Annotated in this window: 32 protein-coding genes; 16 read left to right on the top strand and 16 right to left on the bottom strand. The window is 64.2% G+C overall.

The features are described 5' to 3' along the window. Nucleotides 1–32 precede the first annotated feature (32 nt). Entirely contained in the window at nt 33–1,337 is a 1,305-nt protein-coding gene (locus C1D09_RS26095) for an NAD(P)/FAD-dependent oxidoreductase (protein WP_143976952.1), read from the top strand. Nucleotides 1,338–1,523: 186 nt separating this feature from the next. On the opposite strand, the gene C1D09_RS26090 is transcribed toward C1D09_RS26095, so the two are convergent. After that, nucleotides 1,524–1,928, bottom strand: coding sequence for a VOC family protein (locus tag C1D09_RS26090; protein ID WP_143976951.1), 405 nt, complete (start codon nt 1,926–1,928; stop codon nt 1,524–1,526). 102 nt (nt 1,929–2,030) lie between these two features. Here C1D09_RS26090 and C1D09_RS26085 point away from each other — a divergent pair, with 102 nt between their 5' ends. Further along, nucleotides 2,031–2,663: a TetR/AcrR family transcriptional regulator gene (locus C1D09_RS26085; protein WP_143976950.1), complete on the top strand. Its 633-nt coding sequence runs from the start codon at nt 2,031–2,033 to the stop codon at nt 2,661–2,663. A 47-nt stretch (nt 2,664–2,710) separates the two neighbouring features. On the opposite strand, the gene C1D09_RS26080 is transcribed toward C1D09_RS26085, so the two are convergent. After that, the gene (locus C1D09_RS26080) at nt 2,711–3,208 is read right to left on the bottom strand and encodes a MarR family winged helix-turn-helix transcriptional regulator (RefSeq protein ID WP_143976949.1); all 498 of its coding nucleotides are present in this window, start codon (nt 3,206–3,208) and stop codon (nt 2,711–2,713) included. Nucleotides 3,209–3,304: 96 nt separating this feature from the next. On the opposite strand from C1D09_RS26080, the gene C1D09_RS33310 reads away from it, so the two are divergent. Both C1D09_RS33310 and C1D09_RS26075 read left to right on the top strand, forming a co-directional pair. Continuing rightward, a complete protein-coding gene (locus tag C1D09_RS33310) occupies nt 3,305–3,472 on the top strand; it encodes a hypothetical protein (protein ID WP_167514756.1) in 168 nt (55 codons plus the stop codon). A gap of 2 nt (nt 3,473–3,474) precedes the next feature. Then, a complete protein-coding gene (locus tag C1D09_RS26075) occupies nt 3,475–4,686 on the top strand; it encodes an FAD-dependent oxidoreductase (RefSeq protein ID WP_143976948.1) in 1,212 nt (403 codons plus the stop codon). A gap of 41 nt (nt 4,687–4,727) precedes the next feature. Here the strand turns inward: C1D09_RS26075 and C1D09_RS26070 are convergent, their stop codons facing one another. The 3 genes from C1D09_RS26070 to C1D09_RS26060 form a co-directional block, all read right to left on the bottom strand. Beyond that, nucleotides 4,728–6,167 carry a GMC oxidoreductase gene (locus C1D09_RS26070; RefSeq protein WP_143976947.1) on the bottom strand — a complete coding sequence of 480 codons (1,440 nt, stop codon included), beginning with the start codon at nt 6,165–6,167 and terminating at the stop codon, nt 4,728–4,730. After that, the gene (locus C1D09_RS26065; RefSeq protein WP_143976946.1) at nt 6,164–6,361 is read right to left on the bottom strand and encodes a hypothetical protein; all 198 of its coding nucleotides are present in this window, start codon (nt 6,359–6,361) and stop codon (nt 6,164–6,166) included. Before C1D09_RS26065 ends, C1D09_RS26070 begins: the two co-directional genes overlap by 4 nt. 184 nt (nt 6,362–6,545) lie before the next feature. Next, entirely contained in the window at nt 6,546–7,307 is a 762-nt protein-coding gene (locus C1D09_RS26060) for a GGDEF domain-containing protein (RefSeq protein WP_143976945.1), read from the bottom strand. A gap of 162 nt (nt 7,308–7,469) precedes the next feature. Here C1D09_RS26060 and C1D09_RS26055 point away from each other — a divergent pair, with 162 nt between their 5' ends. Then, complete coding sequence (locus tag C1D09_RS26055; protein WP_143976944.1) at nt 7,470–8,174, top strand: pyrimidine 5'-nucleotidase; 705 nt, start codon at nt 7,470–7,472, stop codon at nt 8,172–8,174. A 61-nt stretch (nt 8,175–8,235) separates the two neighbouring features. Here C1D09_RS26055 and C1D09_RS26050 read toward each other — a convergent pair whose 3' ends face one another. Next, nucleotides 8,236–9,081, bottom strand: a complete 846-nt coding sequence (locus C1D09_RS26050; protein WP_143976943.1) for an LOG family protein — start codon at nt 9,079–9,081, stop codon at nt 8,236–8,238. A gap of 225 nt (nt 9,082–9,306) precedes the next feature. Here C1D09_RS26050 and dapD point away from each other — a divergent pair, with 225 nt between their 5' ends. The 4 genes from dapD to C1D09_RS26030 all read left to right on the top strand — a co-directional run bounded on the left by dapD (nt 9,307) and on the right by C1D09_RS26030 (nt 11,744). Continuing rightward, on the top strand, nt 9,307–10,161 hold the full coding sequence (dapD, locus tag C1D09_RS26045) for a 2,3,4,5-tetrahydropyridine-2,6-dicarboxylate N-succinyltransferase (protein ID WP_143976942.1): 855 nt from the start codon (nt 9,307–9,309) through the stop codon (nt 10,159–10,161). Between the two features lie 72 nt (nt 10,162–10,233). Then, nucleotides 10,234–10,587 (top strand): DUF805 domain-containing protein, encoded by a 354-nt coding sequence (locus tag C1D09_RS26040; protein WP_019862459.1) that lies wholly within the window; start codon nt 10,234–10,236, stop codon nt 10,585–10,587. Continuing rightward, nucleotides 10,580–10,957 (top strand): DUF805 domain-containing protein, encoded by a 378-nt coding sequence (locus C1D09_RS26035; RefSeq protein ID WP_167514755.1) that lies wholly within the window; start codon nt 10,580–10,582, stop codon nt 10,955–10,957. Before C1D09_RS26040 ends, C1D09_RS26035 begins: the two co-directional genes overlap by 8 nt. Nucleotides 10,958–10,970: 13 nt before the next feature. Further along, entirely contained in the window at nt 10,971–11,744 is a 774-nt protein-coding gene (locus C1D09_RS26030; RefSeq protein WP_143976941.1) for a hypothetical protein, read from the top strand. Here the strand turns inward: C1D09_RS26030 and C1D09_RS26025 are convergent. Continuing rightward, nucleotides 11,647–12,699 carry a 2-dehydropantoate 2-reductase gene (locus C1D09_RS26025; RefSeq protein ID WP_143976940.1) on the bottom strand — a complete coding sequence of 351 codons (1,053 nt, stop codon included), beginning with the start codon at nt 12,697–12,699 and terminating at the stop codon, nt 11,647–11,649. The two genes, C1D09_RS26030 and C1D09_RS26025, sit on opposite strands and share 98 nt — an antisense overlap. A gap of 125 nt (nt 12,700–12,824) precedes the next feature. On the opposite strand from C1D09_RS26025, the gene dapE reads away from it, so the two are divergent. Together dapE and C1D09_RS26015 are read left to right on the top strand one after the other, a co-directional pair. Then, nucleotides 12,825–14,018 (top strand): succinyl-diaminopimelate desuccinylase, encoded by a 1,194-nt coding sequence (dapE, locus tag C1D09_RS26020; RefSeq protein WP_143976939.1) that lies wholly within the window; start codon nt 12,825–12,827, stop codon nt 14,016–14,018. A 5-nt stretch (nt 14,019–14,023) separates the two neighbouring features. Next, a complete protein-coding gene (locus C1D09_RS26015) occupies nt 14,024–14,656 on the top strand; it encodes a transporter (RefSeq protein WP_143976938.1) in 633 nt (210 codons plus the stop codon). 37 nt (nt 14,657–14,693) lie between these two features. Here C1D09_RS26015 and truA read toward each other — a convergent pair whose 3' ends face one another. From truA to def, 4 genes are read right to left on the bottom strand one after another with little or no spacing between them, the layout of a single operon-like run. After that, entirely contained in the window at nt 14,694–15,440 is a 747-nt protein-coding gene (gene truA, locus C1D09_RS26010) for a tRNA pseudouridine(38-40) synthase TruA (protein WP_143976937.1), read from the bottom strand. Between the two features lie 23 nt (nt 15,441–15,463). After that, nucleotides 15,464–15,970, bottom strand: coding sequence for a GNAT family N-acetyltransferase (locus tag C1D09_RS26005; protein ID WP_143976936.1), 507 nt, complete (start codon nt 15,968–15,970; stop codon nt 15,464–15,466). Next, a complete protein-coding gene (fmt, locus tag C1D09_RS26000) occupies nt 15,967–16,920 on the bottom strand; it encodes a methionyl-tRNA formyltransferase (protein ID WP_143976935.1) in 954 nt (317 codons plus the stop codon). Before fmt ends, C1D09_RS26005 begins: the two co-directional genes overlap by 4 nt. A 6-nt stretch (nt 16,921–16,926) precedes the next feature. Next, entirely contained in the window at nt 16,927–17,457 is a 531-nt protein-coding gene (gene def / locus C1D09_RS25995; protein ID WP_143976934.1) for a peptide deformylase, read from the bottom strand. 103 nt (nt 17,458–17,560) lie between these two features. Between def and C1D09_RS25990 the strand changes: the two genes are divergently transcribed. Further along, a complete protein-coding gene (locus tag C1D09_RS25990) occupies nt 17,561–18,832 on the top strand; it encodes a DNA recombination protein RmuC (protein ID WP_143976933.1) in 1,272 nt (423 codons plus the stop codon). A gap of 88 nt (nt 18,833–18,920) precedes the next feature. Here C1D09_RS25990 and C1D09_RS25985 read toward each other — a convergent pair whose 3' ends face one another. From C1D09_RS25985 to C1D09_RS25970, 4 genes are all read right to left on the bottom strand, one after another. After that, nucleotides 18,921–19,733, bottom strand: a complete 813-nt coding sequence (locus C1D09_RS25985; protein ID WP_143976932.1) for a class I SAM-dependent methyltransferase — start codon at nt 19,731–19,733, stop codon at nt 18,921–18,923. Between the two features lie 81 nt (nt 19,734–19,814). Continuing rightward, nucleotides 19,815–20,219, bottom strand: a complete 405-nt coding sequence (locus C1D09_RS25980) for a GFA family protein (protein WP_143976931.1) — start codon at nt 20,217–20,219, stop codon at nt 19,815–19,817. Between the two features lie 88 nt (nt 20,220–20,307). After that, nucleotides 20,308–21,261: a cation diffusion facilitator family transporter gene (locus C1D09_RS25975; RefSeq protein ID WP_143976930.1), complete on the bottom strand. Its 954-nt coding sequence runs from the start codon at nt 21,259–21,261 to the stop codon at nt 20,308–20,310. A gap of 125 nt (nt 21,262–21,386) precedes the next feature. Beyond that, nucleotides 21,387–22,196, bottom strand: a complete 810-nt coding sequence (locus tag C1D09_RS25970) for a transglutaminase-like domain-containing protein (protein ID WP_143976929.1) — start codon at nt 22,194–22,196, stop codon at nt 21,387–21,389. A 212-nt stretch (nt 22,197–22,408) separates the two neighbouring features. On the opposite strand from C1D09_RS25970, the gene C1D09_RS34120 reads away from it, so the two are divergent. Further along, complete coding sequence (locus C1D09_RS34120; protein ID WP_013891842.1) at nt 22,409–22,534, top strand: hypothetical protein; 126 nt, start codon at nt 22,409–22,411, stop codon at nt 22,532–22,534. Nucleotides 22,535–22,733: 199 nt separating this feature from the next. Continuing rightward, a complete protein-coding gene (sugE, locus tag C1D09_RS25960; RefSeq protein WP_143976928.1) occupies nt 22,734–23,048 on the top strand; it encodes a quaternary ammonium compound efflux SMR transporter SugE in 315 nt (104 codons plus the stop codon). A 110-nt stretch (nt 23,049–23,158) separates the two neighbouring features. On the opposite strand, the gene C1D09_RS25955 is transcribed toward sugE, so the two are convergent. Beyond that, nucleotides 23,159–23,587, bottom strand: coding sequence for a DUF6481 family protein (locus C1D09_RS25955; RefSeq protein WP_143976927.1), 429 nt, complete (start codon nt 23,585–23,587; stop codon nt 23,159–23,161). Nucleotides 23,588–23,808: 221 nt separating this feature from the next. On the opposite strand from C1D09_RS25955, the gene C1D09_RS25950 reads away from it, so the two are divergent. Beyond that, nucleotides 23,809–24,870: an LLM class flavin-dependent oxidoreductase gene (locus tag C1D09_RS25950; protein WP_143976926.1), complete on the top strand. Its 1,062-nt coding sequence runs from the start codon at nt 23,809–23,811 to the stop codon at nt 24,868–24,870. Between the two features lie 98 nt (nt 24,871–24,968). After that, nucleotides 24,969–26,138 (top strand): AI-2E family transporter, encoded by a 1,170-nt coding sequence (locus C1D09_RS25945; protein WP_143976925.1) that lies wholly within the window; start codon nt 24,969–24,971, stop codon nt 26,136–26,138. Nucleotides 26,139–26,201 lie beyond the last annotated feature (63 nt).

Raw genomic sequence — 26,201 nt, 5'->3', positions numbered from 1 at the left:
AAAATGCACCGCCCCTCACCGCAAAGTCGCCGATGGCCTATCCGGACAACTACTACGCACGCACTCTGACCGAGTGCAAGACAAGGCCTCAGCTGCAAGGCGAGGGGCAATGTGACGTAGCCATCGTCGGCGGCGGACTAGCCGGCCTGACCACGGCGCTGCAACTGGCGCGCGCCGGATTGCATGTCGTCGTGTTGGAAGCCCAGCTCGTCGGGTTCGGCGCCTCGGGCCGGAATGGCGGTTTCGTCACGCCTGGTTTCGCCACCGGTGGCGAGAACATCGCCGCGCGAGTAGGCCAGGAGGCGGCGCGCGGATTGCACCGGCTGTCGATCGAAGGCGTCGAATTCGTGCGCGACACCATCGAGGCGCTCGCAATATCGCCCGCCGCGCCGCGTGCCGGGTTGCTGAGCGTCCTACGCTATGACGATGGCGACGCGCTGAAAGCCTATGCCGACCAGATGGCACGCGACCATGGTTATGAGCTTCAATATCTGTGCCGGGAAGACGTCCGCGCGGTGCTGAAGTCCGCCCGCTATCACCAGGGCCTGCGCGACCCGAACGCCTTTCACATCCATCCGCTCAACTATCTGCGTTGCCTGGCCGACGAGATCGAGCGCCTGGGTGGCAAAATCCACGAGAGTTCGGAGGTCGTGCAATGCGACCTGTCGGGGCCGAAAAAGATACTGCGCACCGGACAGGGCACGCTTGCGGCCCCCCATGTCGTGCTGGCGACCGGCGGCTATACCGGCCCGGTCTTCGCTCAACTTTATCGCGCCGTCCTGCCCATCGCGACCTATGTGATGGTTTCCGAGGCGGCTCCCCGCCTCATCGCGCAAGCGATTGCGACCACCGATGCTGTCGGCGATAACAGGCGGGCCGGTGACTATTATCGCCTGGTCGAAAACGGCAATCGCCTCTTGTGGGGCGGGCGCATCACCACGCGCGCCGCTTCCGCCGGTGCCCTGGCGCGCGAATTGCGGCGCGAGATGGTCGGCACATACCCGCAGCTTGCCAGCCTCAAGACCGAATTGGCCTGGTCGGGGCTGATGTCCTATGCCCGGCATCTTATGCCCCAAATTGGCGAGCTGCAGCCGGGTGTCTGGTACTGCACTGCGTTCGGCGGCCATGGCCTCAACACCACGGCGATTGCCGGCAAAATCGTCGCGGAAGGCATTCTGGGCGTTTCGGACCGCTACCGGCAGTTCGCACCGTTCGGACTGACCTGGGCCGGCGGCGCCGCCGGCCTCGCCGCCGCGCAGCTCACCTACTGGAAATTGCAGGCGCAGGACTGGTGGCGGGAACGCCGCGCGGCCGCCGGGGACAAGGTCACGGCATGATCGGCAAGCTGGTGCTCTCCGATCCAGGGTTCGCCCGCAACGCCCGCGGGCGCTTGTTTCGAGGCTGCTGGTCGCGGTCCTCTCATGGGCGTCAAAGGGCACACTCCAGTTTTGAGAACATGATCAAAGCGCGTCGCATGGATCTGCCTCAACGCGACGCGCTTTGGACGCTTCGATTCCGCTGGGCTACTGCATGGCGGCGGGGTTCATCCACAAGAACTCCCAGACGTAGCCGTCGGGGTCTTCGATGTGGCGGTTGTACATGAAGCCGAGGTCCTGCGCGGGGTTCGGATCGGCGCGGCCGCCTGCCGCCACGCCTTTCTCGATCGTGGCATTGACCTCGTCCTTGCTGCCGGCGGTGAGTGCGATCAGCATCTGGCTGTCGCGCCTGGCGTCGCCGATCTGGCGCGTCGTGAACTGGCCATAATGCTGGTGCGTCAGCAACATCACCCCGATCGAGTCGGAGAACATGATCGAGCTGGCCTGGTCGTTCGAGAACTGCGGATTGAGCGTGCCGCCGATCGCGAGATAGAAATTGGTCGCTGCCTGCAGATCGCGCACCGGCAGATTTATGAAGATCATCTTGGTCATCGGTCTAAGCCTTGCCTTCGTTGACAGGTACTAGTCAGTCCAGTACCGTTTTACGGCTAGCATGCGAGAACGGTACCGTCTAGTACTGGTTGGGAGAACGCCATGAAAATCGACGGTGAGACCAGATCGGCTCGCAAGGATCGTGAGATCATTCAGGCGGCCACGGCGGCGTTCATCAGCAAGGGTTATGACGGAACCAGCATGGAGGAAATCGCCACCAAAGCGGGGGCTTCCAAGCAGACCGTCTACAAGCATTTCACCGACAAGGAGACGCTGTTCGGCGAAGTCGTTCTGTCAACCGCCGCCCAGGTCAATGACATCATCGAGTCCGTGACGACGCTGCTTTCCGAGGCGAAATTCATGGAAGGCGGCCTGCAGCAGCTTGCCCGACGCCTGATAGCGGTTCTCATGGATGAAGAGTTGTTGAAGCTGCGACGCTTGATCATCGCCAACGCGGATCGAATGCCGCAGCTTGGCCGCGCTTGGTACGAAAAGGGTTTTGAGCGCATGCTTGCCTCGACGGCGTCCTGCTTTCAAAGGCTCACCAGTCGGGGACTGATAAAAACAAGTGATCCCTATCTGGCGGCCAGCCATCTTTTTGGGATGCTTCTTTGGATCCCCATGAACGAAGCCATGTTCACGGGGAGCAACCGGCGCTCCAAGCCCGACCTGGAACGGCACGCGGATGCCTCGGTGGAGGCATTTCTAGCCGTCTATGGGGTCCAGCCGAAATAGTGGCGTTCCCTGCCGACGTTTGCGGTAACGCCGCGAACACAGGACCTCTATCGCCCGGGTGTGTCCGACCCCTCGGCCTGCAGCCGCGCAAGCTGGGCGCGCTGCAGGTCGAGCGCGGCGTTGACGAAGCGTGATATGGTCGCGAGCTCGGCGTCGCTGAAGCTGGCGATCACCTTCTCACCCTCCTTGGCGATGGCGCCGTAATAGCGCGCCGACAGCTCCCGCGTCGCCTCGGTCGCCTCGATCACCACCTTGCGCCTGTCCTCGAGGCTGCGCGTGCGCGTCAGCAGCCCGCGCGCCTCCAGCCGGTCGATCAGCGCCGTCACGGCGGCCGGCGTCAGCCCGGTCGCGGTCGCGATGGCGCCGGCCGATTGCGGGCCGCCATGGAGCAGCCCGATGCAATGGCGCTCGGCCATGTTCAGGCCGAGCCTCGTGCCCACCGCCTCGTCATAGGCCTGCGTGGCGTCCTGCCATTGCATCACGGCGAGGCCGATCGCGGCCGCCATTTCGTCGCGATGGCGGCTTGACAAATTTATTTCGATCATCTAACTATCAATCCGTCTAACATTTAGACCATCTCAGCAATATGCGGCCGTGGCGCCGACAAGGCAAGAGCCGGCCGTCGACAAGGAGTGAAAAAAATGAGTTCGATTCAACAACGTACCCCTCTCTCGCATGAGGACGAATTCAAATACGCCAAGCTGGCGATGGAATGGTATGGCTGGGGTTCCCCCATCGGCCTCGGCATCCTGCTCGTGGCGCTGGCCGCTGCCGCGGTACTGGTGCGCATCGCCATCCACGGCCTGTGACGATGACCGTCACCTCCCCCTCGGCATTGCCGGTCGCCATCATTGGCGCCGGCGTTGCCGGGCTGGCCCTTGCCGTCATGCTTCGTCGGCAAGGGCTTGCCGTCTGCCTGTTCGAGGCGCGTTCGCGCGAAGCTCTGAACGAAGGCGCCTTCCTCACTCTGGCGCCCAACGGCATCAACGCCTTGCGCGCGCTTGGGCTTGCAGAGCGCGTAAGCGCGCTGGGCGTGCCGACGCTTGGCTTCGAGATCATGAACGCCGCCGGACGCCGGCTCATCCATCTCGACGAGCAGCAATCGATGCGCCAAGCGGGCGCCGAAAGCGTCACGCTGCGCCGCTCGGACCTGCTCGGCGCGCTGCTGGATGAGGCACTGGCGCTTGGCGCCGACATCCGTTTTGGCCATGCGCTGGCCGAGGTCGAAGACCAGCCTGATTGTGCGCGCCTTGCCTTCGGCAATGGCGTTACAGTCGATGCCGTGTGGCTGGCCGGTTGCGATGGCGTGTGGTCGCGCGTCCGCCGTGTCTGTTTGCCGGCCTCCCCGGATCCTGTCTATACCGGACTGACCGGGGTCGGCGGCGTGGCGGAAGTGCCCTTTGTCGAGCCGACCGACGGCCTGATGCATATGGTGTTCGGCAAGAAAGCCTTCTTCGGCTACATGAAGCAGGATGACGGACCGGTGTTGTGGTTCTCGTCCTTCCCGCTGGACGAGGATGCCGCCCTGGCGCGACCCAATCCCCTGCGTCTTGCGGCAACTGTTCGCCAGCTGCATGCCGGCGGTCCCCGGACGATCCGCCAGATCGTCGAGACCGTCACGCAGATCCCGCGCGCCTACCCCGTGTTCGACATGCTGCATCTGCCAAAATGGCACGCCGCCCGGGTGGTTCTGCTGGGCGATGCCGCGCATGCCGTCGCGCCGCATTCGGGGCAGGGCGCATCGATGGCGATCGAGGACGCCGTCGTGTTGGCCGCGTGCCTGGATGCGACACCATTGCCGGGGCAGGCCTTCGCCGCTTTTCAGGCGCTGCGCCAGGACCGCGTCGAGCACATCGTCAAGGTCAGCCGGCGGATCGGCTCGCAAAAACAGGCGAAAGGCCCCGTCGCTCTGTTCCTGCGTGACCTCATGCTGCCGTTCTTCGTCCGCTTGGGCGCACGCACGAACCGTGCCATGACGCGCTATCGTGCCGACCTGACGCCGCTTGAAAAACCGTCGACCTGACCGGATTTCCACGCCGGTCGCGGGCGCGAGACCCCAGCCGCTCAGACAGCGACCACCTTGCTCAGATGATCTCCCAGCCGGCAGGCCAGCGCGGTGATCGTCGTCGTCGGGTTGGCCTGACCGGATGTGCAGAACACCGAGGAGCCGCCGACATAGAGATTGTCCATGCCGTGCACCTTGCAGTTGGCGTCCACCACACTTCTGGTGATGTCGGTGCCCATGCGCGTGCCGCCCATATGATGGTGGCCGGCGGTCTCCTCGTCGGTTGGATAATCCTCGCCATTGGCAATCCAGTCCATGAGACGGACACGACCGAGATCCTTCTCGATGAGCGTCGTGCCGAACAGCTTCAGGCCCTCGACGAGCGTGCGGCGCTCGAGCTCGGATTTCTTCCAGTGCAGCTCGATGCGCGGTACGCCGGCATGGTCGACATCGGTCTTGGACAGCTTGATCTGGTTGGAGGCCAGCGGCGCCTGTTCCCAGGCGACGTAGAGCTGGGCCGCGCAGCGCAGGTTCTGGCTGAGCTGATAGGCGACCCATTCGGCCATGTCGGGCGCCGTGCAGGCGAGGTCGGCAATCACATGCTTGACGCCGGCATAGGGCGTCTCGATCAGCCTGATGCCGAAATTCATGATCCGCAGGCGCTCCATCGCCGCAAGCGTAGGCGAGAAGAAGGCCTCGTTGACGGCATCGACCTCGAACTCGCCATAGTCGGCGAGAATGGCATTGCCGCCCTCGAAGGTCGGGTGTTCCATCCAGTAGCGGCCAAGTGCCGTGGCGTTCGGGATGACGCCGCCATTGGAACGCTGGTTCGACCACAGAAGCAGTCGCGAATTCTCCAGCCCGCCGGTGCAGACGATGAAATAGTCGGCGCTGAACGGCCCGGCGTCCTGGCCGTTGGACCATAGTTTGGCGCCGGTCACCCGTTTGCCGTCGCCGGCAAGCTCGGTGGCATAGGTGTTGAGCACGACGGCGATGTTGCGGCTCTTGTCGAGCTCGTCGGCGAATTTCTCGCCGAAGCGCACCGCCGGACTCTTGATCAGCTGCACCCAGCGAATGTCGTCCGAGATCGGCACATCAGGCCGGAAATCGGGAAGTTCGAGGATATCGTGCACCTCGGGCAGATAGGGCTCGATGTCGGCGCGGCGGATCGGCCAGCCTGTGTCGGGTGCCCAGGCCTTCGGCTCGAAATCCTGCTTGTCGAGCACACGGCACCAGCCGGCCCAATGATTGGAGCTGCCGCCCATGTACCGCAGCCGGGTGATGTCGAGGTCGAAATAGAAATCGCCCGCCGTGGTGCCACGGTAGAAATCCTGCGACTCGTCGCTGTACTCGCGCGACCCGGCCTCCAGCACCACGACGGGGATGCCGGCAGCGCCAAGCTTGCGGGCGATGGTGGTGCCGGCCGGGCCGGAACCGAGGATGCAGACCTTGGGTTTGAAGTTGGCGGCGCGATACGCCTCATGGCCGTCGAAGATCATGCCAGGTCGCTCCGCTTCAGGATCCAGCCGTTGATCTCGACGATCTCATCCGGGTCGCCTGGCGATGGATCGCCTCGTGAAGGACCGGTACGGGCCGCGTCGGCTTCAGGCCGCTTGCGGAACAAGGACAGTGCAGGCACGGCGATCAGCGCCTGCACGAGCGTACGGCGCGACATTTTTCTGAAGAAACTCATGCCAGGTCTCTCGGATTGGGTCGTCGATGCGCGCATGACATTCCCCAAACGGCACACGCATCGTCACAGACGCCAGTATCGTGCCAAGCACGGACCCAAGGCGTGAAAAGGCGGGCAAACGGTACAACCGAATGCAAACAGGGTTAGAAATTCCTTAACAGGCGGTGGTGCCGGACAGGCCGGCTCACGCGGCCTCGGAAATGTCCGTATCGAGGATTGTCAGGTTGCGGCCGCCATGCTTGGCCTGGTAGAGGCGCCGGTCCGCGGCGCGCATCAGTTCCGATACGTTGACGTCCTCGCCGCACACTGTGCCGCCGATGCTGACGGTCAGCGGAATGGTCCGTTCGTCAACGGGCCGGAAGCGGATCAGCTCGACCTCGCGGCGAATGCGCTCGGCGACACGCTTGGCCTCCTGCTCGGTGGCGCCGACCAGAAAGGCGCCGAATTCCTCGCCGCCGATGCGGCCAAGCACGTCGCCGCTGCGCACGCCGCGCTCGATGGCGCTGGCGATCAGCAGCAGCGCGTCGTCCCCGGTCAGGTGGCCGAAACTGTCATTGATCTTCTTGAAATGGTCGGCGTCGATGATCAGCAGCGCGCCGCGGTCGGACTTGCGCCGGGAACCGTCCAGCGCGGCAAAGAAACTCTCCCGGTTGAGCATGCCGGTCATGTCGTCGCGGCTGGCCTTCTCCGACAGGCGGCGGTGCGCGGCTGCAAGCTGGGCGTGCGCCCGGGCCAATTCGCGGTGCGCGTTCTTCAACCTGTCGCTCTGCCAGAAGGTGCTGGCGCAGGCCACCCATGCAAGCACCAGCGGACAGAGCGTCGAGGTCAGCCAGATCGTCCGATTGACCGGGAATCCCAAGGCTGGAACGATGATCAGCGTCAGAAGAAGCGAGGCGGCGACGGAGGCGAAAGCGATAGCGGCGGATTTCAGAATGATGCTGTTCATCGCGGGCTCCCCACAGGACTGTCTCTGTGCCAGCAAGCCCTGAAGGCCACCTTTCCCGGTTGCTTAAAATTTGAATCATGCGGCCATTTCTGCCACTAAAAGCGCGCGGAAGTTGTGGATAAAGTCCCTTTCGGAATCCGCGTTTCATGCCATAAGAGGCGCATGACCACGCAGCCTGATCCCGCCCGCTTCGCCCATGTCACCGACTGGGTGTTCGACCTCGACAACACGCTCTATCCGCATCATTCGAATCTGTTCTCGCAGATCGACGTCAAGATGACCGCCTATGTCGGGGAGTTGCTGTCGCTGCCGCGCGAGGAGGCGCGCAAGCTGCAGAAGGAACTTTATCGCGAATATGGCACGACGCTGAATGGGCTGATGACGCGCCATGGCATCGATCCCGACGATTTCCTCGAGAAGGTGCATGACATCGACTATTCATGGCTGGTGCCCGACCTTGTCCTGGGCACCGCCATCCGCCAACTCCCCGGCCGCAAGTTCATCTTCACCAATGGCGACCGCCGGCACGCCGAGCGCACCGCCCGCCAGCTCGGCATCCTCGACCATTTCGACGACATTTTCGATATCGTCGCCGCCGGCCTCAATCCCAAGCCCGCGCGTCAGACCTACGAGAAGTTCGCCGAGCTGCACGCCGTCACCGGCCACAATGCCGTGATGTTCGAGGACCTCGCCCGCAACCTGGAGGTGCCGAAGGCGCTGGGCATGACCACCGTGCTCGTCGTGCCGCGCAATTTCGAGCCGACCTTCGCCGAGATCTGGGAACGCGACCCCGCGCAGGAAGACGATGTCGATTTCGTTACCGACGATCTGGCGGGATTTTTGACGGCGATAGTTGCAGGACAGTAGGGCAGCAGGAAGACGAGGGCGCTCTCAGCCTCTGCCTTCCAGATCGATTTCGCCTACCGCGCTACTCCCCTAATTTGTAGAACCGGCTGACAATCCCCCAGGCTTCGTCGGCGGTATCGACGAAATCGATGATGTCCTGGTCGCCGGGGCTGATCGTGCCTTGTTCGGCGAGGAAGTCGAGGTTGATCGCCTGTTTCCAGAACGATTTGCCGAACAGGATCACCGGCACGCGCTCCATGCGTCCGGTCTGGATCAGCGTCAGCGTCTCGAAGAACTCGTCCATCGTGCCGAAGCCGCCCGGAAACACCGCCACCGCCTTGGCGCGCATGACGAAATGCATCTTGCGGATGGCGAAGTAGTGGAAATTGAAGCACAGCTCCGGCGTCACATAGACGTTCGGCGCCTGCTCATGCGGCAGCACGATGTTGAGCCCGATAGACGGCGCGCCGACATCGTCTGCGCCGCGGTTCCCCGCTTCCATCACGCCCGGCCCGCCGCCGGTCACCACGACATATTCGCGGTAGTATGAGGCGGCCGACTGCTGCGAACACAGGCGGGCGAATTTGCGCGCCTCCTCGTAATATTTGCTGTTTTCCTCGAGGTTCTTTTTCTGCGTCTCGTTCTTGGCCGCCCAGGCCACGCCGCCGGGTTCCGGCAGGCGCGCGCCGCCAAACAGGATCACCGTCGAACGGATGCCGCGCTCGGCCAGGATCATTTCCGGCTTCAACAGTTCGAGCTGCAGCCGCACCGCGCGCAATTCACGCCGCGTCATGAAGTCGGGGTCGTTCCAGGCAAGCCGGTAGGTCTCGGCCCGCGTCTGCGGCGTGTCCGGCACGCTTTTCGACCGCTCCAGATCCTCGTCCGAATGCGGCAGCGGCGTCCATCCCGCCTTTTCCATAGGTGTCATCAAATTACCCGTCCAAATTTCCTTGACTGCGCCGTCCCATGACGCAGGTGCGATTGACCCTCACTGAGCCTTAACATAAGCAGGTTCCGCAAACGTGTCCGGCGGTTTTGCGACAAGAACCTGCTACATGCAAAGACCCAGGCAGGCGGAGCAAGCCCAGGGTCCGCGCGACTTCAAAACAGGTTAAGGCGCAGCCCCTTAACAGCTTGGTAATGGAGCGAATTCATGTCGAAGCCCGATCTGGCGAGCCTCGAAAAGACCATCGAGAAGGCCTTCGACGAACGCGATACGATTTCGCCCGCGACCCGCGGCGAGACGCGCGACGCCATCCAGGCCGCGCTCGATCTGCTCGACCGCGGCGCGGCGCGCGTCGCCGAGCGCCAGGCCGACGGCAAGTGGCACGTCAACCAGTGGCTGAAGAAGGCCGTGCTGCTCTCCTTTCGCCTCAACCCGATGGAGATCATCAAGGGTGGCCCCGGCCAGGCCGTCTGGTGGGACAAGGTGCCGTCCAAGTTCGATGGCTGGAGCGCCGTCGATTTCGAGAAGGCCGGCTTCCGCGCCGTGCCGTCGTCGATCGTGCGCCGTACCGCCTATGTCGCGCCGGGCGCCGTGCTGATGCCATCCTTCGTCAATGTCGGCGCCTATGTCGACACGGGCACCATGGTCGACACCTGGGCCTCCGTTGGCTCCTGCGCCCAGATAGGCAAGAACGTGCATCTGTCGGGTGGCGTCGGCATCGGCGGCGTGCTGGAGCCGATGCAGGCCGGCCCCACCATCATCGAGGACAATTGCTTCATCGGCGCGCGTTCGGAAGTTGTCGAGGGCTGCATCGTGCGCGAAGGCTCGGTGCTCGGCATGGGCGTCTTCATCGGCCAGTCGACCAAGATCGTCGACCGCGCCACCGGTGAGATCTTCTACGGCGAGGTGCCGCCCAATTCGGTGGTCGTCGCCGGCTCGCTGCCGGGCAAGCCTCTCCCGAACAACGAGCCGGGGCCCAGCCTCTATTGCGCCGTCATCGTCAAGCGCGTCGACGCCAAGACGCGGTCGAAGACGTCGATCAACGAATTGCTGCGCGATTGATCTTTCCGCGAAGCGGGCGCACCTTCCGCCGGCGCGACAATCCGTCGCGCTGATTCAACATGGAGGGGTGACATGGACTGGAAATATCTGCTCACAAGTTTCGACGGCCGCATCAATCGCGCCAAGTTCTGGGCCTGCGTCGGCATCATTTTCGTCGGCGCGGTCATCGCGATGATCCTCGACAACATACTGGGCACGACATTCAACCAAATGCCCTACGGCTTTATCTATTTGCTCTATGGGCTGGCCATGCTCTATTCGGTCTTCGCCGTTTACGCCAAGCGCTGGCATGATCGGGGCAAGTCAGGCTGGTGGAGCCTGATCATCCTGGTGCCCTTTATCGGCGCGATCTGGTTTCTGGTGGAATGCGGCATTCTCGAAGGCGCCAGGGGTGCCAATCAATACGGACCGGACCCGCTTGCCTGACAGTTCAAATCTCACCTGGCTTTTCTTCAAGACATCGGGCCGCGTCAGCCGCGCGGCCTATTTTCTTGGTGGCCTGCTGGTCGCCATCATCCAGGCCTTCCCGCTCTACCGCTTCACGCTGGTGCCGGAAGGCTCGGCCGAGGGCAATATGTGGTCGTTCATCTTCTTCGTCGCCTTCATTGCCTCGCTATGGTCGAACATCGCGCTGGCGGTGAAGCGGCTGCACGACCTCGACAAGCCGGGCATTGCCGCGCTGATCCTGTTCGTGCCGGTCGTCTCGATCGTCGCCTTTGTTGTGTTGTGCCTGTTTCCAGGGCAGCCTGGGCCCAACCGCTATGGCCGGCGCACCAACGAGCCGGCACAACCCTGAGGGCCGATCGGACATGCGCTACCGCACGCTTGATCCGAAACTGATCATCGAGACCGCCGAACGGCTTGAGGAGCGCGTTGCAGAACGGTTTCCCCAGGCCGGCCTGCGCGGCGTCGCCGCCGAACTGGTGTCGCTGTCACGCGATCTGGCCAAGGCGGCCCAGGCGCTCGAAGCGCCGATCTGGTGGCTGCGCGGGCTCATCATCGCCGCCGTCCTCGCCGGCGCGTTGATCTTCCTGTTCGTCGGCACCATCCTGCCGCTCATTCACATTTCCCAGGCCGACGATGCGGTGCAGTCGGTGCAAGGCATCGAAGCCACGATCAACATGATCATCCTTGCCGTGCTCGGCCTGCTGGCGCTGATCCGCACCGAGGAGCGCATAAAGCGCAAGCGGGTGTTTCGCCAGCTGCACGGCCTGCGCTCGCTGATCCACGTCATCGACATGCACCAGCTGACCAAGGATCCGGCGACGCTCTCGGCCGATTTCAAGCCGACCGCGCATTCCCCGGCCCGCATCACCAATGCCGCCGATCTCGCGCGCTACCTCGACTATTGCTCCGAGATGCTGTCGATCACCGGCAAGATCGCCGCTCTGTTCGCCCAGTCGGTCAACGACGATGTCGTCGTCGACGGCGTCAATGACATCGAGAACCTGGCGTCCAACCTGTCGCGCAAGATTTGGCAGAAGATCACCTTGATCGAGAGGCATCCGGCGGCACGACCTGCTCCGGCGCCAGGCCGGGCGAGCCAAGCCGCGCCGCTTCCGCCGCGCGCACCAAAGCGGTAACGCTTTCCAAGAGCGGCGCCGGGGTCCCCCTTCTCTGGGCGAGGCCGAGCACCGCGCCTTGCAGCTCGCCGATTTCCGTCGGCCGGCCGCGCTGCAGATCGTCCCACATCGACGAGCGCGCCTGAGGGTCGATCGCCAGCATGCGCCGCGCCAACAGTTTGAACAGCCAGTCCGGCAGCCGGAGCACTTTCGGCAGCAGCGCCGGGCGCAGTCCGGCGATCCGCGCCGGCGCGATGCCGGAGGCCTTCATCGCCCGCAGCGCCTCGTCGATCTGGCCGGCCAGGATCAGCCGCCAGCGCCGATCGGCGAGTTCGCTCGCCAGCGGCAGGTCCGACAATGCCACCAGCGCGTTGTTGAGGTTCATCAGCAGCTTGCCCCACAGCACGGCCTTCATGTCGCCATGCGTCTCGACCGCCAGCCCTTCGACATCGAGAAGGCCGGCGACGTCGAGAAGGCCGGCAGGGCCGCCGTCCTCGATCATCACCTTGCCGTCGCTGGCGCGGTGGACGCGCAGCGGCAGCTCGCCGTCAGGCGACTGCACCACGTTGAACGGCACCATGCCGGCCAGCACGGTGCGCAGGCCAGACCCCGCGCGCAGCCTGTCGGCATTGTCGACGCCGTTCTGCAGGCTGACCACCACCGCATCGGGCCGGGCATGGACTTTGATCAGCGCCGTCATCTCCTGCGTGGCGCCGCTCTTGACGGTCACCAGGATTACATCCGCCTGCGGCAGAGCGACGGCGGCATCGTCGGTGATTGCGAGCGCGTCGGGCATGACCAGGCGATCGCGGCCTTCAAGGTCGCTGACGCGCAATCCGCCCTGCCGCAGCGCTCCCTCGATGCGCGGCCGGGTGAGCAGGATCACCCTGCGCCCGCCGAGCGCCAGACAGCCGCCGACATAGCAGCCGATGCTGCCAGCGCCGGCGATGACAATCCGTTTTTCCCGATCCGCCATCCCTTGCTCCGCACCGGCCCGACTATACGACATGAAAACCATAATGTCGGCGGCATCGTCTGCCATTGCACTGGCCCCTATGTCTGCCCGTGACAGGCCCTCGGCTTTCGACTATCGCTTTTGCCATGACGCTGCCGACCGACCCCGCCGCAAACCTCGCCGCCCTTATCCGTTGCGCCTCCGTGACACCAGCCGAAGGCGGAGCGCTGGGCGCGCTGGAAACGATGCTGAAACCGCTCGGCTTCCTGGTCGACCGGCCGGTCTTTTCGGAAGACGGCACGCCCGACATCGAGAACCTCTATGCAAGGCGGTCCGGCAACGGCCCGCATCTGATGTTCGCCGGCCATACCGATGTCGTGCCGGTCGGCGACGAAGCCGCCTGGACGCATCCGCCTTTCGCCGCCGAGATCGCCAATGGCGAGATGTATGGCCGTGGCGCCGTCGACATGAAGGGCGGCATCGCCTGCTTCGTCGCGGCGATAGCGCGCCATGTCGACAAGCACGGCGGGCCCAAGGGCTCGGTCTCGCTGCTGATTACCGGGGACGAGGAAGGACCAGCCATCAATGGCACGGTCAAGTTGCTCGAATGGGCCGCTTCCAGGGGCGAGAAATGGGATGCCTCGGTCGTTGGCGAGCCGACCAACCCGGATGCGCTCGGCGACATGATCAAGATCGGCCGGCGCGGCTCGCTGTCCGCTTCGGTCACCGTCAATGGCCGCCAGGGCCATGCCGCCTATCCGCAGCTTGCCGACAATCCGGTGCGCGGGCTGATCAGCCTGGTCGATGCCTTGCTGCATCCCGTCTTCGACAAGGGAACCAAGGATTTCCAGCCGACCAATCTGGAGGTCACCTCCATCGATGTCGGCAACCCGGCCACCAACGTGATTCCTGCCAAGGCCACCGCGACCTTCAACATCCGCTTCAACGACACCTGGACGGCCGAGACCATCCAGGCTGAAATCCACAACCGCCTCGACCAGGCGGCGAAGCGCAAGAAGTATCGGCCGGGCAAGAAGACGCCGGTCGACTACGACCTTGTCTGGCGCGACCGACCAAGCCATGTCTTCCTGACCCGCGACGACAAGTTGGTCGACACGCTTGCCGGCTCGATCAAGGCGACGGTCGGCAAGGGACCGACATTGTCGACCTCCGGCGGTACGTCGGATGCGCGTTTCATCAAGGATTACTGCCCGGTGGTCGAGTTCGGTCTGGTCGGCAAGACCATGCATATGGTCGACGAGCGCGTCGCCCTTGCCGATCTCGAAACACTGACGCGGATCTACCAGCGCTTCATCGAAGACTGGTTCGGACAGGGCTGAACAGCATGCTTTCGGCGGATGAAACCCAAGCTTCGTTGACCGGTGCCTGGCGGCTTATGCTCGGCAAGGCCGACGGGCTGCGCCTGCTCGACCTGTCGGCCGACGGTTTCTGGAATTCCTTCTTTGCCATCGTCGTTGCCGCGCCGGCATTGATCGTGGGCTGGGTCGGCATCGCCAACCAGATCGGCGATCCCGACGCCTTCGTGGGCCGTTTCGGCATGCTGTTGCGCCTGGCGACGGTCGACATCGGCTCCTGGGTGCTGCCGCTGGTCGCGCTCGCCTTGGTCGCGCCGCGCGCCGGCATTGGCGGGCGCTTCGTCCACTATGTCGTCGCCAGCAACTGGGCCTCAGCCATCACTGCCTGGCTCATGCTGCCCTCGGCGCTGATAAGGCTCTTCCTGTCGTCGGCAAACCAGGTCTCGGGCCTGGTGTCGCTGCTGCTGTTCGCCTTGTCGATGGCGCTGACCTGGCGCATGACCAATGCCGCGATCGGCAAGGGCGCGGCCGTCGGCACCGCCGTTTTCGTCGGCATGTTCATCGCTTCGCTGCTGGTGCTGTTCGGGCTGCAGATGCTGCTTGGCATCACCGTGCCGGACGATATCGGGGCCCAGAGCCTTTCCGGGCCGTTCCCGGGGTAGAGCCCGCCTGGCCATGAACAGCGCCTGCCGACTCTGTTCAGGGATAATCGACGCCAATGAGGAAAAGCCCGTCGGGCGGCGCCACTTGCCCGCAGGCGGCGCGGTCGCGCGCTTCGAGCGCTGCCTTGAGATCGGCCTCGGTCCAGCCGCCATCGCCGACGCGCTTGAGCGAGCCGACCATGGAGCGCACCTGGTTGTGCAGGAAGGAACGGGCCGAGGCTCTCACCTCGATCATGTCGCCCGCCCGGCTTACATCGAGCCGTTCCAGCGTCCGGACCGGACTGTTGGCCTGGCACTGGGTCGAACGGAAGGTGGTGAAGTCATGCCGGCCGAGCAGGAGTTTCGCGGCCTCGTGCATGGCGCCGGCGTCGAGCCGCTTCGGCACCCACCACACCTTGCCCTTTTCCAGCGCCGCGGGCGCGCGGCGGTTGAGGATGCGGTAGAGATAGTGGCGGCCGGTGGCCGAGAAGCGCGCGTCGAAATCGTCGCGAACGGTCGCCGCCTTCAGGATGGCGACATGCGCGCCAGCGGCCTGCAGGTGGGCGTTGACGGCATCGCGCACCTTGTCGCCAGGCCATGGCTTGGCCAAGTCGACATGCGCCACCTGGGCGCTCGCATGCACGCCGGCATCGGTGCGGCCGGCGGCGCGCAACCGCACCGCCTCGCCGCTGAATTTCTCGATCGCCTGCTCGATCGCCTGCTGCACCGAAGGCTGGTCGGCCTGGTGCTGCCAGCCGGCAAACAGGCTGCCGTCATATTCGATGTCGAGGCGAAAACGCGGCATGCCGGCAGCTTGTACCTCCTCGCCTAGGCGGCGAGGGCGGTGAAGGCGGAAGCGTAGACCAGCCTGCCGGCCTCCGGAGCGTCGCCCCAGGCCAGCGCCTGCAGCGCCTCGCCTTGGTATTCGCTTTCGAACTTCTCGGCCCGCGCATGGCTGTAACCGAACCGGCCGTAATAGGCCGGGTCGCCCAGCACCACCGCCAGCGTCTCGCCGGCATCCCTGAGGCGGATATGTGCCTCGCGGATCAGCGCGCCGCCAATGCCGCTGCCATGGAACGACGGTTCCACCGCCAGCGGCGCCAGCGCCACGGCCGCGAAGCTCTTGCCGCCATTCTGGACGAACAGCCGGGAAAACAGGATATGGCCGACCACCTGACCGTCTTCTTCCGCCACCAGTTCGACGACGGCGTCGCCGTCGGTGACCAGCGCGTCGACCAGCCCGGCCTCCGCCTGCTGGCCGAAGGCGTGTTCCTCGACGAGGCGTATGGCCTCGCGATCCCGCGGCGTCGCCGCGCGTATTGACATCATGCTCATGAGAACTTCATTCCTTTTACGATCTTGGCTCCGCGCAGGAATTCCGACGCGGCGGCGGGCTTCCCGCCCGCGCGTTGAACTTCGACCAGCCTGATCGCGCCTGCCCCGCAGGCGACCGTCAGCCGGTCATCGAGAATTCCTCCCGACTCGCCCCGATCTTCCGAAAGCGACAGGCTCTCGGACAGCGTCGAGCGAAGCAGTTTCAGCCGTTCCATGCGGCCGCCAATGTCAATTTCGGACCAGGCGCCTGGAAAGGGCGACAGGCCACGAAGATGGTTGTGGACCTCGGCCGCAGGCCGCGTCCAGTCCACCCGCGTCTCGGACTTATCGATTTTTCTGGCATAAGTCACCCCTTCCGCCGCTTGCGCGGTAAATGTCAGGGTATTCCCTTCCAGCCGCGCCAGCGCTTCCCCCATCAGGGCAGCACCAATGCGCATCAACCGATCATGCAGATCGCCGGCCGTCATATCGGGTTCGATGGCGCATTTTTCAAGCAATCCCACCGGGCCGGTGTCGAGCCCCTCTTCCATGCGCATCACCATCATGCCGCTTTCCAGGTCACCAGCCATGATGGCGCGCTGGATGGGGGCGGCACCGCGCCAGCGCGGCAAGAGCGATGCATGGCCGTTGATGCAGCCAAGCCGGGGCGCATCGAGAATCGCTTTCGGCAGCAGCAACCCATAGGCGACGACTACGGCGATATCGGCCCGCAGGGCGCTGAAGGCGGCCTGCTCGGCCTCCCTCTTGAGGGATGTCGGCGTTCGCACCTCGATGCCGAGGCGCTCGGCCTCGCGCTGCACCGGCGACGGCGTCAGCTCCAGCCCGCGCCGGCCGCCGGCGCGGGGCGGCTGCGTGTAGACGGCGGGAATCTCATGTCCGGCCGCGGCGATCGCGCGCAACGTCGGCACCGAAAACTCCGGCGTGCCCATGAAGATGACGCGGAGGGGCATTTTCCCCTATCCCGCCAGCTTGCCCGGCGCCTTGTCCTTGGCGAGCTTCTTGAACTTCTTCACCACCATGTCGCGCTTCAGCTTCGAAATGTGGTCGATGAACAGCACGCCGTTGAGATGGTCGATCTCGTGCTGCAGGCAGGTCGCCATCAGCCCCTCGGCCTCCATCTCCTGCAATTTGCCGTCGCGGTCGAGATATTTCACCCGAACGGAAGCAGGGCGTTCGACCTCGGCGTAGTAGTCGGGAATCGACAGGCAGCCCTCCTCGTAGACGGAGCGCGCCTCGGCGCTCTCCAGGATCTCCGGGTTGATGAAGACATGCGGCGCCGGCGTTTCGTCTTCCTTGGCGAGATCGATCACCAGCATGCGCAGCGGCTCGCCGATCTGGATTGCCGCCAGCCCGATGCCGGGCGCGTCATACATGGTCGCCAGCATGTCGTCGGCCAGTTTGCGCAAAGGCGCATCGACGCGCTCCACCGGCTTGGAAACCTGGCGCAGGATGGGATCGGGAAGAATGATGAGCGGCTTGATCGGCATGGCGTCCCACGTAAGACGTCCAGCGAAAAGCGTCAACCGGTGGACTCGGGTATCGTTCACGTTTTGATCTATGCCGGCCCGCCGAATCGGCTATGCTGTCCACATGAATGATCTGAGCACCATCCTTTCGCAGCCCGTCGCGCGGCTCGGCGCCTCGACGATCACGCTGGGCCATGCCCTGGCTTTCGCCGCCTTGCTGTTCCTCGGCCTGTTCGTGGCGCTGGTCGTCGCGCTGTGGCGGTCGGCCAAGGCGCGCGCCGTCGCTGCCGCGGAAGCCGCCGACCATGCCCGCGACGCCGAGGCGCGGATGGCCGGCATATTGCAAAGCCAGGCCGAGATGCAGGGCCGCATGGGCGCTATTGCCGAAGTGTTCGGCGCGCGCCAGGCGGAGCTGACGCAGTCGATCGGCCAGCGCCTCGACGCCATGACCGGCCGCCTTGGCCAGACCATGACCGAGCAGACCAAATCGACGCATGAGAGCCTGGCCAAACTGCAGGAGCGGCTGGCCGTCATCGATGTCGCGCAAGGCAACATCCAGTCGCTTGCTGGCCAGGTCGTGCAGCTGCAGGCGATCCTCTCCAACAAGCAGACGCGCGGCGCCTTCGGCCAGTCGCGCATGGAAGCGATCGTCGCCGACGGCCTGCCGCATGGCGCCTATGAATTCCAGGCGACGCTGTCGAATGGCAGCCGGCCCGATTGCCTGGTGAAGATGCCGAACGGAGCGCCCTCGCTGGCCATCGATGCCAAGTTTCCGCTGGAAGCCTGGAACGCCATCCGCGCCGCCGACGGCGCCGACTTGCAGAAGGTCGCGTCCCAGGCCTTCCGCCGCGACATCGAGATCCACGTCCGCGACATCTCGGAAAAATACCTGATCCAGGGCGAGACCCAGGACACAGCCTTCATGTTCGTGCCGTCGGAATCGGTGTTCGCCGAAATCCACGAGAATTTCGAGGCGATCGTCCACAAGGCGCACCGCGCCCGCGTCGTCATCGTCTCGCCGTCGCTGCTGATGTTGTCGATCCAGGTCATCCAGGCGATCCTCAAGGACGCCCGCATGCGCGAACAGGCGCATCTGATCCAGGGCGAGGTCATTCGGCTGATGGAGGATGTCGCGCGCGTCGACGAGCGCGTGCGCAAGCTGCAGGTGCATTTCGGCCAGTCGGCCAAGGACATCGACGATATCCTCGTCTCGACATCGAAAGTGACCAAGCGCGGCCAGAAGATCGAGGCGTTGGAGTTCGGCGCGCAGGCCGATGGCGATGCCGGCCCGCAGACGCCGTCACGGGCGCCCGCGGCGAAACTCGAGCCCGGACCGCGCGCTGCCGATTCAAAGACCGGGCAGCTCAGGCTGCGGGTCGTCGAAGGCGACGACTGAACGGACAGTCCTGATTTTGACGCAATGCCCAAGGGAAAGCGCTATGCGCATTTCCCGGAAAAACCGTCCCACTTTTCCTGGAATCGCGTCAGGCCACGGCCACGATGACGTGCGCCTGGATTTTCGCGGCAACCGCGCCGCCGCCATGCCTGGCCGCAATCGCGGACGCGGCGTAGTCCGTTGCAGCGTCGAGTTTCCCGGGATCCCGGCCCTCGATTTCGGTGCGAAGCACCGTTCCCTGGCAATAGGCAACGGCCGGAATCCGCGGCGAAGGCGCACGGCTCTGTTCAGCTCTCGTCTCGATCGCCACACCGGAGAAGCCGGCCGCTTCCAGGTCGCCGCGGATCAGCGCCGTGTCGTGGTAGCCATGCGGCGTGCGGGCCAGAAAGCGCGGCGGATCGTTCGGAAACATCCTTGCCAGCGCGTTCGTCACATCATCGGCGAACACGTTCTCCTCGATGCGGTCCCATACGTTGAACAGGAAATGTCCGCCGGGCTTCAGCACCCGCCTGGCCTCGCGATAGGCGGATGGGCGGTTGGGAAAGAACATCGCGCCGAACTGGCAGCAAACGAGATCGAAGGCGGCGTCCTCAAATGGCAGCGCCATTGCATCGGCCTGGCGCCATTGGATGCGACTGTCGCGAGCCTGTCGCGAAGCGGCGTAGTCGAGCATCGGCTGGTTGAGGTCGGTCACGACATAGCTTGCGTGAGGGGACAGTTCCGGCGCCAGGGCACGGGTGACGACCCCGGTACCGGCGGCGACTTCCAGGACCGCTTTGGGCGAGAAGGACGCTCCCCGCCGTGCAAGGTCCGCGGCGAATGGCTCGAAAATCAACGGCACCATGTAGCGGTCGTAGTTTTCCGGGATCGAGCCGGCAAACAACTTGTCCGTTTCCAACATCGCTATCACCCGCCCGATTGATGGCGAGCGAGACTAGCACATATTGCTTGTCTTGGGCGCCTTTCGGTCGACAGGCCGGTGCTACTGTTCTTCGACGATGCTCATGCCCTCGAATTCGGGAAGCCAGTGCAGGGCCGAGCGGTGCCATTTCTGTTGGGTCGGCACCAGATCCTCGCGTTGCCTCGCGGTGCCTGTCCTGATTCCATAGATCTTCGGGCCGTCGCCAACCGAGGTCGCGTATAGATGCGCCCCGCAGTCGCCGCAAAAGGCCTGGGCGCGCTTGGCGCCGCTCGATCCGGTCTTGATATAGATTCTTGGTGTGCCTTTGGTGATCCGGTAGCGATCCTCTGGCGCGGGAACGGTGACACGAAAGGCCGTCCCGGTCAGTTGCTGGCAATCCGTGCAGTGGCAGATCGAGGTCTTTGCGGGGTCGACCTCCGCCTCATAGGTGATGGCGCCGCAATGGCACCCGCCGTCGATCTTCATGGTCTATCCTCCGAAATGCGTCGCCTGATCTTGGCCGTGATCTTAGCAAGGCAATGCGATGGGGCAACGGTCCTGCGCTGGTCCAGGATCAGTGCGATGCCGTTTCGATCAGCTTGCGCCGCTGCTCCCAGGTGCCCGCGGTCTGCGGCTTGACGAACAGCCGCGTGATCTCCGGCATGTCCTTTTTCAGCCGTGCCTCGATGCGTTCGACACAGGCTTCGATTTCCGGTGCCGCCAGATGGTCCTCGAATTCGATGCTGAGTCCGGCAACGATCTCCCGCGGCCCCATATGGACGGTCAGGACGCCGTTCGCGCGCTGCACCGCCGGATCCTGCTGCACGATCGCCAGCACCTTTTTCTGCACTTCGGGCGACGCCGGCTCGCCGATGAGCAGCCCCTTGCTTTCGCGGGCGAGGAAAATCGCCGTGGCGCCGAGAATGAACGCGATGCCGATCGAGGCGGCGCCGTCGAGTTCCGGCATCTCCAGCAACTCCGCCGCCAATATGCCGGCAAACGCGACGATCAGGCCGACAAGCGCCGCGCTGTCCTCGAACAGCACGGTATAGACGCTGGGGTCCTTGCTCGACTGCACGGCCTGCAGCCAGCTCTGTTTGCCTTTCTCCCGGCGGAATTCCTTCAGCGCCACCAGCCAGGAGCTGCCTTCGAAGAGGAAGGACAGGCCAAGGACGATATAGTTGACCTTGACGTTGGCGACAGGCTCCGGCGCCATGATGTGGATGATGCCCTCGTAGAGCGACACGCCGGCGCCCAGCGCGAAGACCAGGAGGGCAACGATGAAGCTCCAGAAATAGAGTTCGCGGCCATGGCCGAGCGGATGCGTGCGGTCGGCCGGGCGCGCGGCACGGTGCATGCCGTAGAGCAGCAGGCCGCCATTGCCGGTATCGACCAGCGAATGCACGCCTTCCGACAGCATCGCCGAGCTGCCGGTGAAGAAGGCGGCGGCGAATTTGGTCAGCGCGATCGCCAGATTGCCGGCGAGCGCCGCGTAGATGACCATTTTGGAGCCGCCGTGCCCGGCCATGCGGTTTGGTCCTCGTTCAACGTGCCCAGTCTAACCGCCGGACGGCTGCAACTCCACCATAACGCGCCAACTGCCGGGTCGTTCAAGACGCGATTTGTTTGGGACCGGCCGGCGGGAGACGGCGGCTATTCGACGATCTCGTCGGTCCACACCTTGAAGCCGGCCAGTGTCCCCGGTCCGAAAATATGGGTCAGCGGCACATCCGCGGCGTCGCGCCCGGAAGCGATGAGGATGCGGCCGATGCGCGGCGCATTGTTGCGCGGGTCGAAGACGTGCCAGCGGCCGCCGAGATAGACTTCCATCCAGGCGGCGAAGTCCATGCTCGACCACGGCTTCGGCATGCCGATATCGCTGATGTAGCCGGTGCAGTAGCGCGTCGGGATGTTCAGCGCCCGGCAGAAGGTGACGGCAAGATGCGCGAAATCGCGGCACACGCCGCTCTGTTCCCGATAGGCTTCCGCAGCGGTGCGCGTCGGCCGCGCATTGCCGTAGTTGAAGGCGATGTGGTTGTGGACGAAATCGCACACCGCCTGCACGCGCGGAATGCCAAGCGGCGTATGGCCGAACAGTCGCCAGGCTTCGCTGGCCAAAAGGTCGCTCTCGCAAAACCGGCTGGGCAGCAGGAACAGCAGCGTTTCGGCCGGCAGGTCGCGCACCTCGTGCTGCCACGCCTCCGGCTCGCCCATCTCGAATGTGCCGGGGTCGCGGATCACCGCATCCGTGCCGACGCTGAACCGTCCGGGCGGCGCGACGAAGCGGTTGCACCAATTGCCGAAACTGTCGCGATAACCCTGAACCGGAACTGGCGGGCTGGAGGTCAGGAAGTCCGGGCGCTCGAGATCGGAGGCGCGCGAATAGTGGACATTGAGCATCGCGATGAGCGGCGTTTCCTGCGGGAAGTCGAAACTCATCTCGCAGCCGATGTGGATCCGCATTGTCGTCCTGACCGGCCTGCCCGACGATCACCCGGCGAAGGCGCGGGTCGATGCTGCAGTGCGAAGATGAGAATGGCACGGACGGCCATGGTTTACGAGCAAATTAGAAACCGGTTGAAAGCAGTCCGCCGGCGGTTGCGACAGATACTGCCCTCTTGCGGCAAAGCGTTTCTCTTGTTTCACTTCATTCCCCGCAACTGGAGGAACGAATCATGGCTAAAGGTGCGATGAAGGCAGGCAAGGAAGCCCGCAAGCCGAAGAAGGATGCCAAGAAGCCGGCACCCGCTCCCGCCCTGAAGGCGCCACCGGTCAAGGCGATGCGCATCAAGGAAAAGTAGGCCTCGGCAGGCGCGGCAAAATCCCACCGGCGGCGTCGGAGAATGCCGCCGGGTTGGATTGGGCGTTTGAACAACCTATATCGACAGTGCGGGGACGACCCCGCGCCTCTCCTACAATCCGGTCGGGACGACCCGCCATCATGACCGGCATCCGAGGATCGGCTCCTGTCTCCGGCCCGGTGCTGGATGGAGCCTTCCGATGTCTTGGACTTTTCTGTTCTTCGCCGGCCTGTTCGAAATCGGCTGGGCGATCGGCCTCAAATACACCGACGGATTTACCAGGCTGGTTCCGACCGTGCTCACGGTCGCCTCGATGATCGTCAGTCTTGCCTTGCTTGGCCTGGCGCTGAAGGCGCTTCCCGTCGGCACCGCCTATGCGGTGTGGACCGGTATCGGCACGGTCGGCACGGCCCTGCTCGGCATCTGGCTGCTCGGCGAGCCCGCCACCGCGATCCGCCTTGCCTGTATCGCGCTGATCGTCTGCGGCATTATGGGGCTGAAATTCGCGGCCTAGAAGCGGTTGGGGACGACGGACGTCCAAAAAAGCAAAAGCGCCGCACAAACACCTTCAGGGCCGCGGCAAGGCGACCCTGATTGCAAATTTCGAAGCTTGGCCGTCAGGCGTTAGCGGGCTGAGAAGCCTGGAGGCGTTCTGCCGGTACGCTGCTTGCGCGCCGCATAGCGTGCGTCGCGCTTCGCCTTGCGTTCGGCTTCGTCGGCCAGCAAACGGGCGATGCGCTCGTTCTCTTCGGCTTCCTTGATCTTCGCTTCAGCCAATGCCGCTTCTTCGGCCGCAATGCGCGCAGCTTCAGCCGCTGCCTCGCGCTCGGCCTTCTCGACCGCCTCGCGTGCCAACTTTTCCTGCTTCAGCCTGGCCTTTTCAGCCTCGCGGATCGCGCGAGCCTCTAGGATCGCCTTGCGCTCGGCCTGTCGCGCCAGCACCGCAGGATCATCTGCCGCCGGCTTTGACTTGAAGCGCTCCAGAAGCGCCTTCTTTGCCTCGTTCGCGGCATTGCGCCGCTCGAAAATGTCTTTTTCCCTGTAGATAGCCAAGTCCACTTCCCTGAAGTCAATTCGCGAGGCTTACATACGCGCGAATGCCGAGAGTTCAAGCGCCAAATCGGTATGCCAGCCATGAAATTCCGCGATGTTGCAACCGGGAGACGCCTTTTCCGGCCTAAACCGACATGCACTGTTCACCGTCCACGCCTCTGGCGGCAAGGCAGTTCGCTCGCTACGTCTAGCTGCAAAACCCAACACCAGGATGACATCAAATGGAACTCGGTCTCTACACTTTCGCCGACGTCAGCCCGCAGCCCGGCCCGGGCGCCATCGGTCCGCATGAGCGCTTGCGCAACCTGATCGAGGAGGTCGAACTCGCCGACCAGGTCGGTCTCGACGTCTTCGGTCTCGGCGAGCATCACCGTCCCGATTATGCCGCCTCCGCGCCGGTCGTGGCGCTCGCCGCCGCCGCCGAGCGCTCGAAGCGCATCAAGCTGACCAGCGCGGTCACGGTATTGTCCTCCGACGACCCGGTGCGCGTGTTCCAGCAGTTCGCCACGCTTGATCTTCTCTCGGGCGGCCGCGCCGAGATCATGGCCGGGCGCGGTTCGTTCATCGAATCCTTCCCGTTGTTCGGCTACAATCTGGAAGACTATGACGAGCTCTTTGCAGAAAAACTGGATCTGCTGCTCGCCATCCGTGACAGCGTCAAGGTCACCTGGTCCGGCAATCTGCGTGCGCCGATCAACGATCGCGGCGTCTATCCCCGGCCCTTCCAGGACAGGCTGCCGGTCTGGATCGCGATTGGTGGGACGCCGCAGTCCGCCGCCCGCGCGGGTGCGCTCGGCCTGCCGCTGGCGCTTGCCATCATCGGCGGCGAGCCGGCACGTTTCGCGCCACTGTTCGACCTATACCGCGAGGCCGCCCGGCGCGCCGGCAGCGATCCGGCGGGTCTCGCCACCAGCATCAACGTGCACGGCTTCATCGCCGACACCACCGAACAGGCGGCCGACGATTTCTACGGCCCGCAGGCCGAGGTGATGAACCGCATCGGCCGCGAGCGCGGCTGGGGGCCGACATCGCGGGCGCATTTCGACCAGTCGCGTGGTCCCAACGGCGCCCTGTTCGTCGGCAGCCCAGAGCAGGTGGCCGAGAAGATCGTCGCCCAGCACAGGATCTTCAACAATGACCGCTTCCTGCTGCAGATGGCGATCGGCACCATGCCGCATGCTAAGATCATGAAGGCGATCGAACTCTACGGCACCAAAGTGGCGCCGATCGTGCGCAAGGAAACGGCGAAGTCCGCGCCCGCGGTGGCAGCGTCCGTCGCATAAGCCAACCCACGGCCTTGCCGGCTAAAGGAACCTTGCTGGCGCGCCGACGTTTTCGTCAACGGACTGCACCAGTTGCGGTGTACCGCTGAGGGTCCATGATGAAAGCCGAACCCGCCGCTACGGGCGCAGGCGTTGCCGAAAGCCCGGATCCGCGCGTCGAGGCCCGCGCGGACACCCGTCTGATGCGCTCGCTGCTGGTCGGCATCTTCATCTTCATGACCGTCTATGCGCTCTATTTCGGCCGTGCCTTCTTCATGCCGGTCATGCTGGCTTTCCTGTTGGCGCTGACATTGACGCCGATCGTGCGGCTGCTGCGCAAGCGCGGCATTCCCGAAGTTGTTTCGGCGACGCTCCTGGTGCTTTTGTCCATCTGCGTGTTCGCCAGTGCCGGCTATTTGCTCTCGGGTCCTGTCATCGATCTCCTCAACAACACCTCGTCGATCGGCCAGCAGCTCACCGAACGGCTGGCGCAATTGCGGCGTCCGCTGGAAAGGATCATGCAGGTCTCGCATCAGATCGAGCAGATGACCGAGACATCGCAGGAGCCTGGCGTCCAGAAGGTGGCCGTCGCCCAGTCCGGCATCCTGTCGTCGGCCGCCAGCAACATCCTGGCGGCCGGTACGAGCCTCACCATCATCTTCGTGCTGTCGCTGTTCCTGCTCGCCTCGGGCACGATGTTCTACGAGAAGATCATCCAGTCCTTCGCCAGCCTCACCGAGAAGAAGCGGGCGCTGCGCGTCGTCTATGACGTCGAGCGCGAAATCTCGCACTATCTGCTCACCGTCACCATCATCAATGCGGGTCTCGGCACCGTCATCGGCCTTGGCTTGTGGGCGCTCGGCATGCCCAACCCGCTGGTCTGGGGTGTTGCCGCTGCATTGTTCAACTTCCTGCCCTATGTCGGCGCGCTGATGACCATCGTGCTGGTCGCGGTGATGGCGCTGATCAGCTTCGACGCCATGTCCTACGCGCTCCTGGCTCCGGCCTTCGTGCTTTTGTGCGATGTCGTCGAAGGCCAGTTCGTGACACCGATGGTGGTCGGCAGGCGCCTGGAAATCAACGCCGTGGCGATCTTCATCGCCATTGCCTTCTGGTCGTGGCTGTGGGGTTTCGTCGGCGCGCTGATGGCAGTGCCGCTGCTGGTCGTCATCAAGGTGTTCTGCGACCATTTCGAAGGTCTTGGCCATGTCGGCAATTTCCTCGCCGCGCAGCAAACCGCCGTGGTTGAAGACGAACCGGTCGAGGAGAACGGCAAGGCGGCAGCATAGAAGGCGCACGTGTTTGCAGCGGCCGGATCGAATGCCTATATCCGGCCGACCAACCCCCGGTGC

Origin of the sequence: Mesorhizobium intechi (genome assembly GCF_002879535.1) — a bacterium.
Classification (GTDB): domain Bacteria; phylum Pseudomonadota; class Alphaproteobacteria; order Rhizobiales; family Rhizobiaceae; genus Mesorhizobium; species Mesorhizobium intechi.
The sequence above is the reverse complement of the archived record's forward strand: the minus strand, read 5'-3'. Positions and strand labels throughout refer to the sequence as shown.

Bases quoted from the DNA above. Each gene is read 5' to 3' on its own strand.
- C1D09_RS26075 (WP_143976948.1), top strand. From the start codon at position 3,475: ATGACCGTCACCTCCCCCTCGGCATTGCCGGTCGCCATCATTGGCGCC.
- C1D09_RS26080 (WP_143976949.1), bottom strand. From the start codon at position 3,208: ATGATCGAAATAAATTTGTCAAGCCGCCATCGCGACGAAATGGCGGCC.
- C1D09_RS26050 (WP_143976943.1), bottom strand. From the start codon at position 9,081: ATGACACCTATGGAAAAGGCGGGATGGACGCCGCTGCCGCATTCGGAC.
- dapE (WP_143976939.1), top strand. From the start codon at position 12,825: ATGACGCTGCCGACCGACCCCGCCGCAAACCTCGCCGCCCTTATCCGT.
- C1D09_RS26030 (WP_143976941.1), top strand. From the start codon at position 10,971: ATGCGCTACCGCACGCTTGATCCGAAACTGATCATCGAGACCGCCGAA.
- C1D09_RS34120 (WP_013891842.1), top strand. From the start codon at position 22,409: ATGGCTAAAGGTGCGATGAAGGCAGGCAAGGAAGCCCGCAAGCCGAAG.
- C1D09_RS25985 (WP_143976932.1), bottom strand. From the start codon at position 19,733: ATGTTGGAAACGGACAAGTTGTTTGCCGGCTCGATCCCGGAAAACTAC.
- fmt (WP_143976935.1), bottom strand. From the start codon at position 16,920: ATGCCCCTCCGCGTCATCTTCATGGGCACGCCGGAGTTTTCGGTGCCG.
- C1D09_RS25975 (WP_143976930.1), bottom strand. From the start codon at position 21,261: ATGGCCGGGCACGGCGGCTCCAAAATGGTCATCTACGCGGCGCTCGCC.
- C1D09_RS26025 (WP_143976940.1), bottom strand. From the start codon at position 12,699: ATGGCGGATCGGGAAAAACGGATTGTCATCGCCGGCGCTGGCAGCATC.
- C1D09_RS25990 (WP_143976933.1), top strand. From the start codon at position 17,561: ATGAATGATCTGAGCACCATCCTTTCGCAGCCCGTCGCGCGGCTCGGC.
- C1D09_RS26060 (WP_143976945.1), bottom strand. From the start codon at position 7,307: ATGAACAGCATCATTCTGAAATCCGCCGCTATCGCTTTCGCCTCCGTC.
- sugE (WP_143976928.1), top strand. From the start codon at position 22,734: ATGTCTTGGACTTTTCTGTTCTTCGCCGGCCTGTTCGAAATCGGCTGG.
- C1D09_RS26095 (WP_143976952.1), top strand. From the start codon at position 33: ATGGCCTATCCGGACAACTACTACGCACGCACTCTGACCGAGTGCAAG.
- C1D09_RS26040 (WP_019862459.1), top strand. From the start codon at position 10,234: ATGGACTGGAAATATCTGCTCACAAGTTTCGACGGCCGCATCAATCGC.
- C1D09_RS33310 (WP_167514756.1), top strand. From the start codon at position 3,305: ATGAGTTCGATTCAACAACGTACCCCTCTCTCGCATGAGGACGAATTC.
- C1D09_RS26090 (WP_143976951.1), bottom strand. From the start codon at position 1,928: ATGACCAAGATGATCTTCATAAATCTGCCGGTGCGCGATCTGCAGGCA.
- C1D09_RS26005 (WP_143976936.1), bottom strand. From the start codon at position 15,970: ATGAGCATGATGTCAATACGCGCGGCGACGCCGCGGGATCGCGAGGCC.
- C1D09_RS26065 (WP_143976946.1), bottom strand. From the start codon at position 6,361: ATGAGTTTCTTCAGAAAAATGTCGCGCCGTACGCTCGTGCAGGCGCTG.
- def (WP_143976934.1), bottom strand. From the start codon at position 17,457: ATGCCGATCAAGCCGCTCATCATTCTTCCCGATCCCATCCTGCGCCAG.
- C1D09_RS25980 (WP_143976931.1), bottom strand. From the start codon at position 20,219: ATGAAGATCGACGGCGGGTGCCATTGCGGCGCCATCACCTATGAGGCG.
- C1D09_RS26055 (WP_143976944.1), top strand. From the start codon at position 7,470: ATGACCACGCAGCCTGATCCCGCCCGCTTCGCCCATGTCACCGACTGG.
- dapD (WP_143976942.1), top strand. From the start codon at position 9,307: ATGTCGAAGCCCGATCTGGCGAGCCTCGAAAAGACCATCGAGAAGGCC.
- C1D09_RS25950 (WP_143976926.1), top strand. From the start codon at position 23,809: ATGGAACTCGGTCTCTACACTTTCGCCGACGTCAGCCCGCAGCCCGGC.
- truA (WP_143976937.1), bottom strand. From the start codon at position 15,440: ATGCCGCGTTTTCGCCTCGACATCGAATATGACGGCAGCCTGTTTGCC.
- C1D09_RS25945 (WP_143976925.1), top strand. From the start codon at position 24,969: ATGAAAGCCGAACCCGCCGCTACGGGCGCAGGCGTTGCCGAAAGCCCG.
- C1D09_RS26085 (WP_143976950.1), top strand. From the start codon at position 2,031: ATGAAAATCGACGGTGAGACCAGATCGGCTCGCAAGGATCGTGAGATC.
- C1D09_RS25970 (WP_143976929.1), bottom strand. From the start codon at position 22,196: ATGCGGATCCACATCGGCTGCGAGATGAGTTTCGACTTCCCGCAGGAA.
- C1D09_RS26070 (WP_143976947.1), bottom strand. From the start codon at position 6,167: ATGATCTTCGACGGCCATGAGGCGTATCGCGCCGCCAACTTCAAACCC.
- C1D09_RS26015 (WP_143976938.1), top strand. From the start codon at position 14,024: ATGCTTTCGGCGGATGAAACCCAAGCTTCGTTGACCGGTGCCTGGCGG.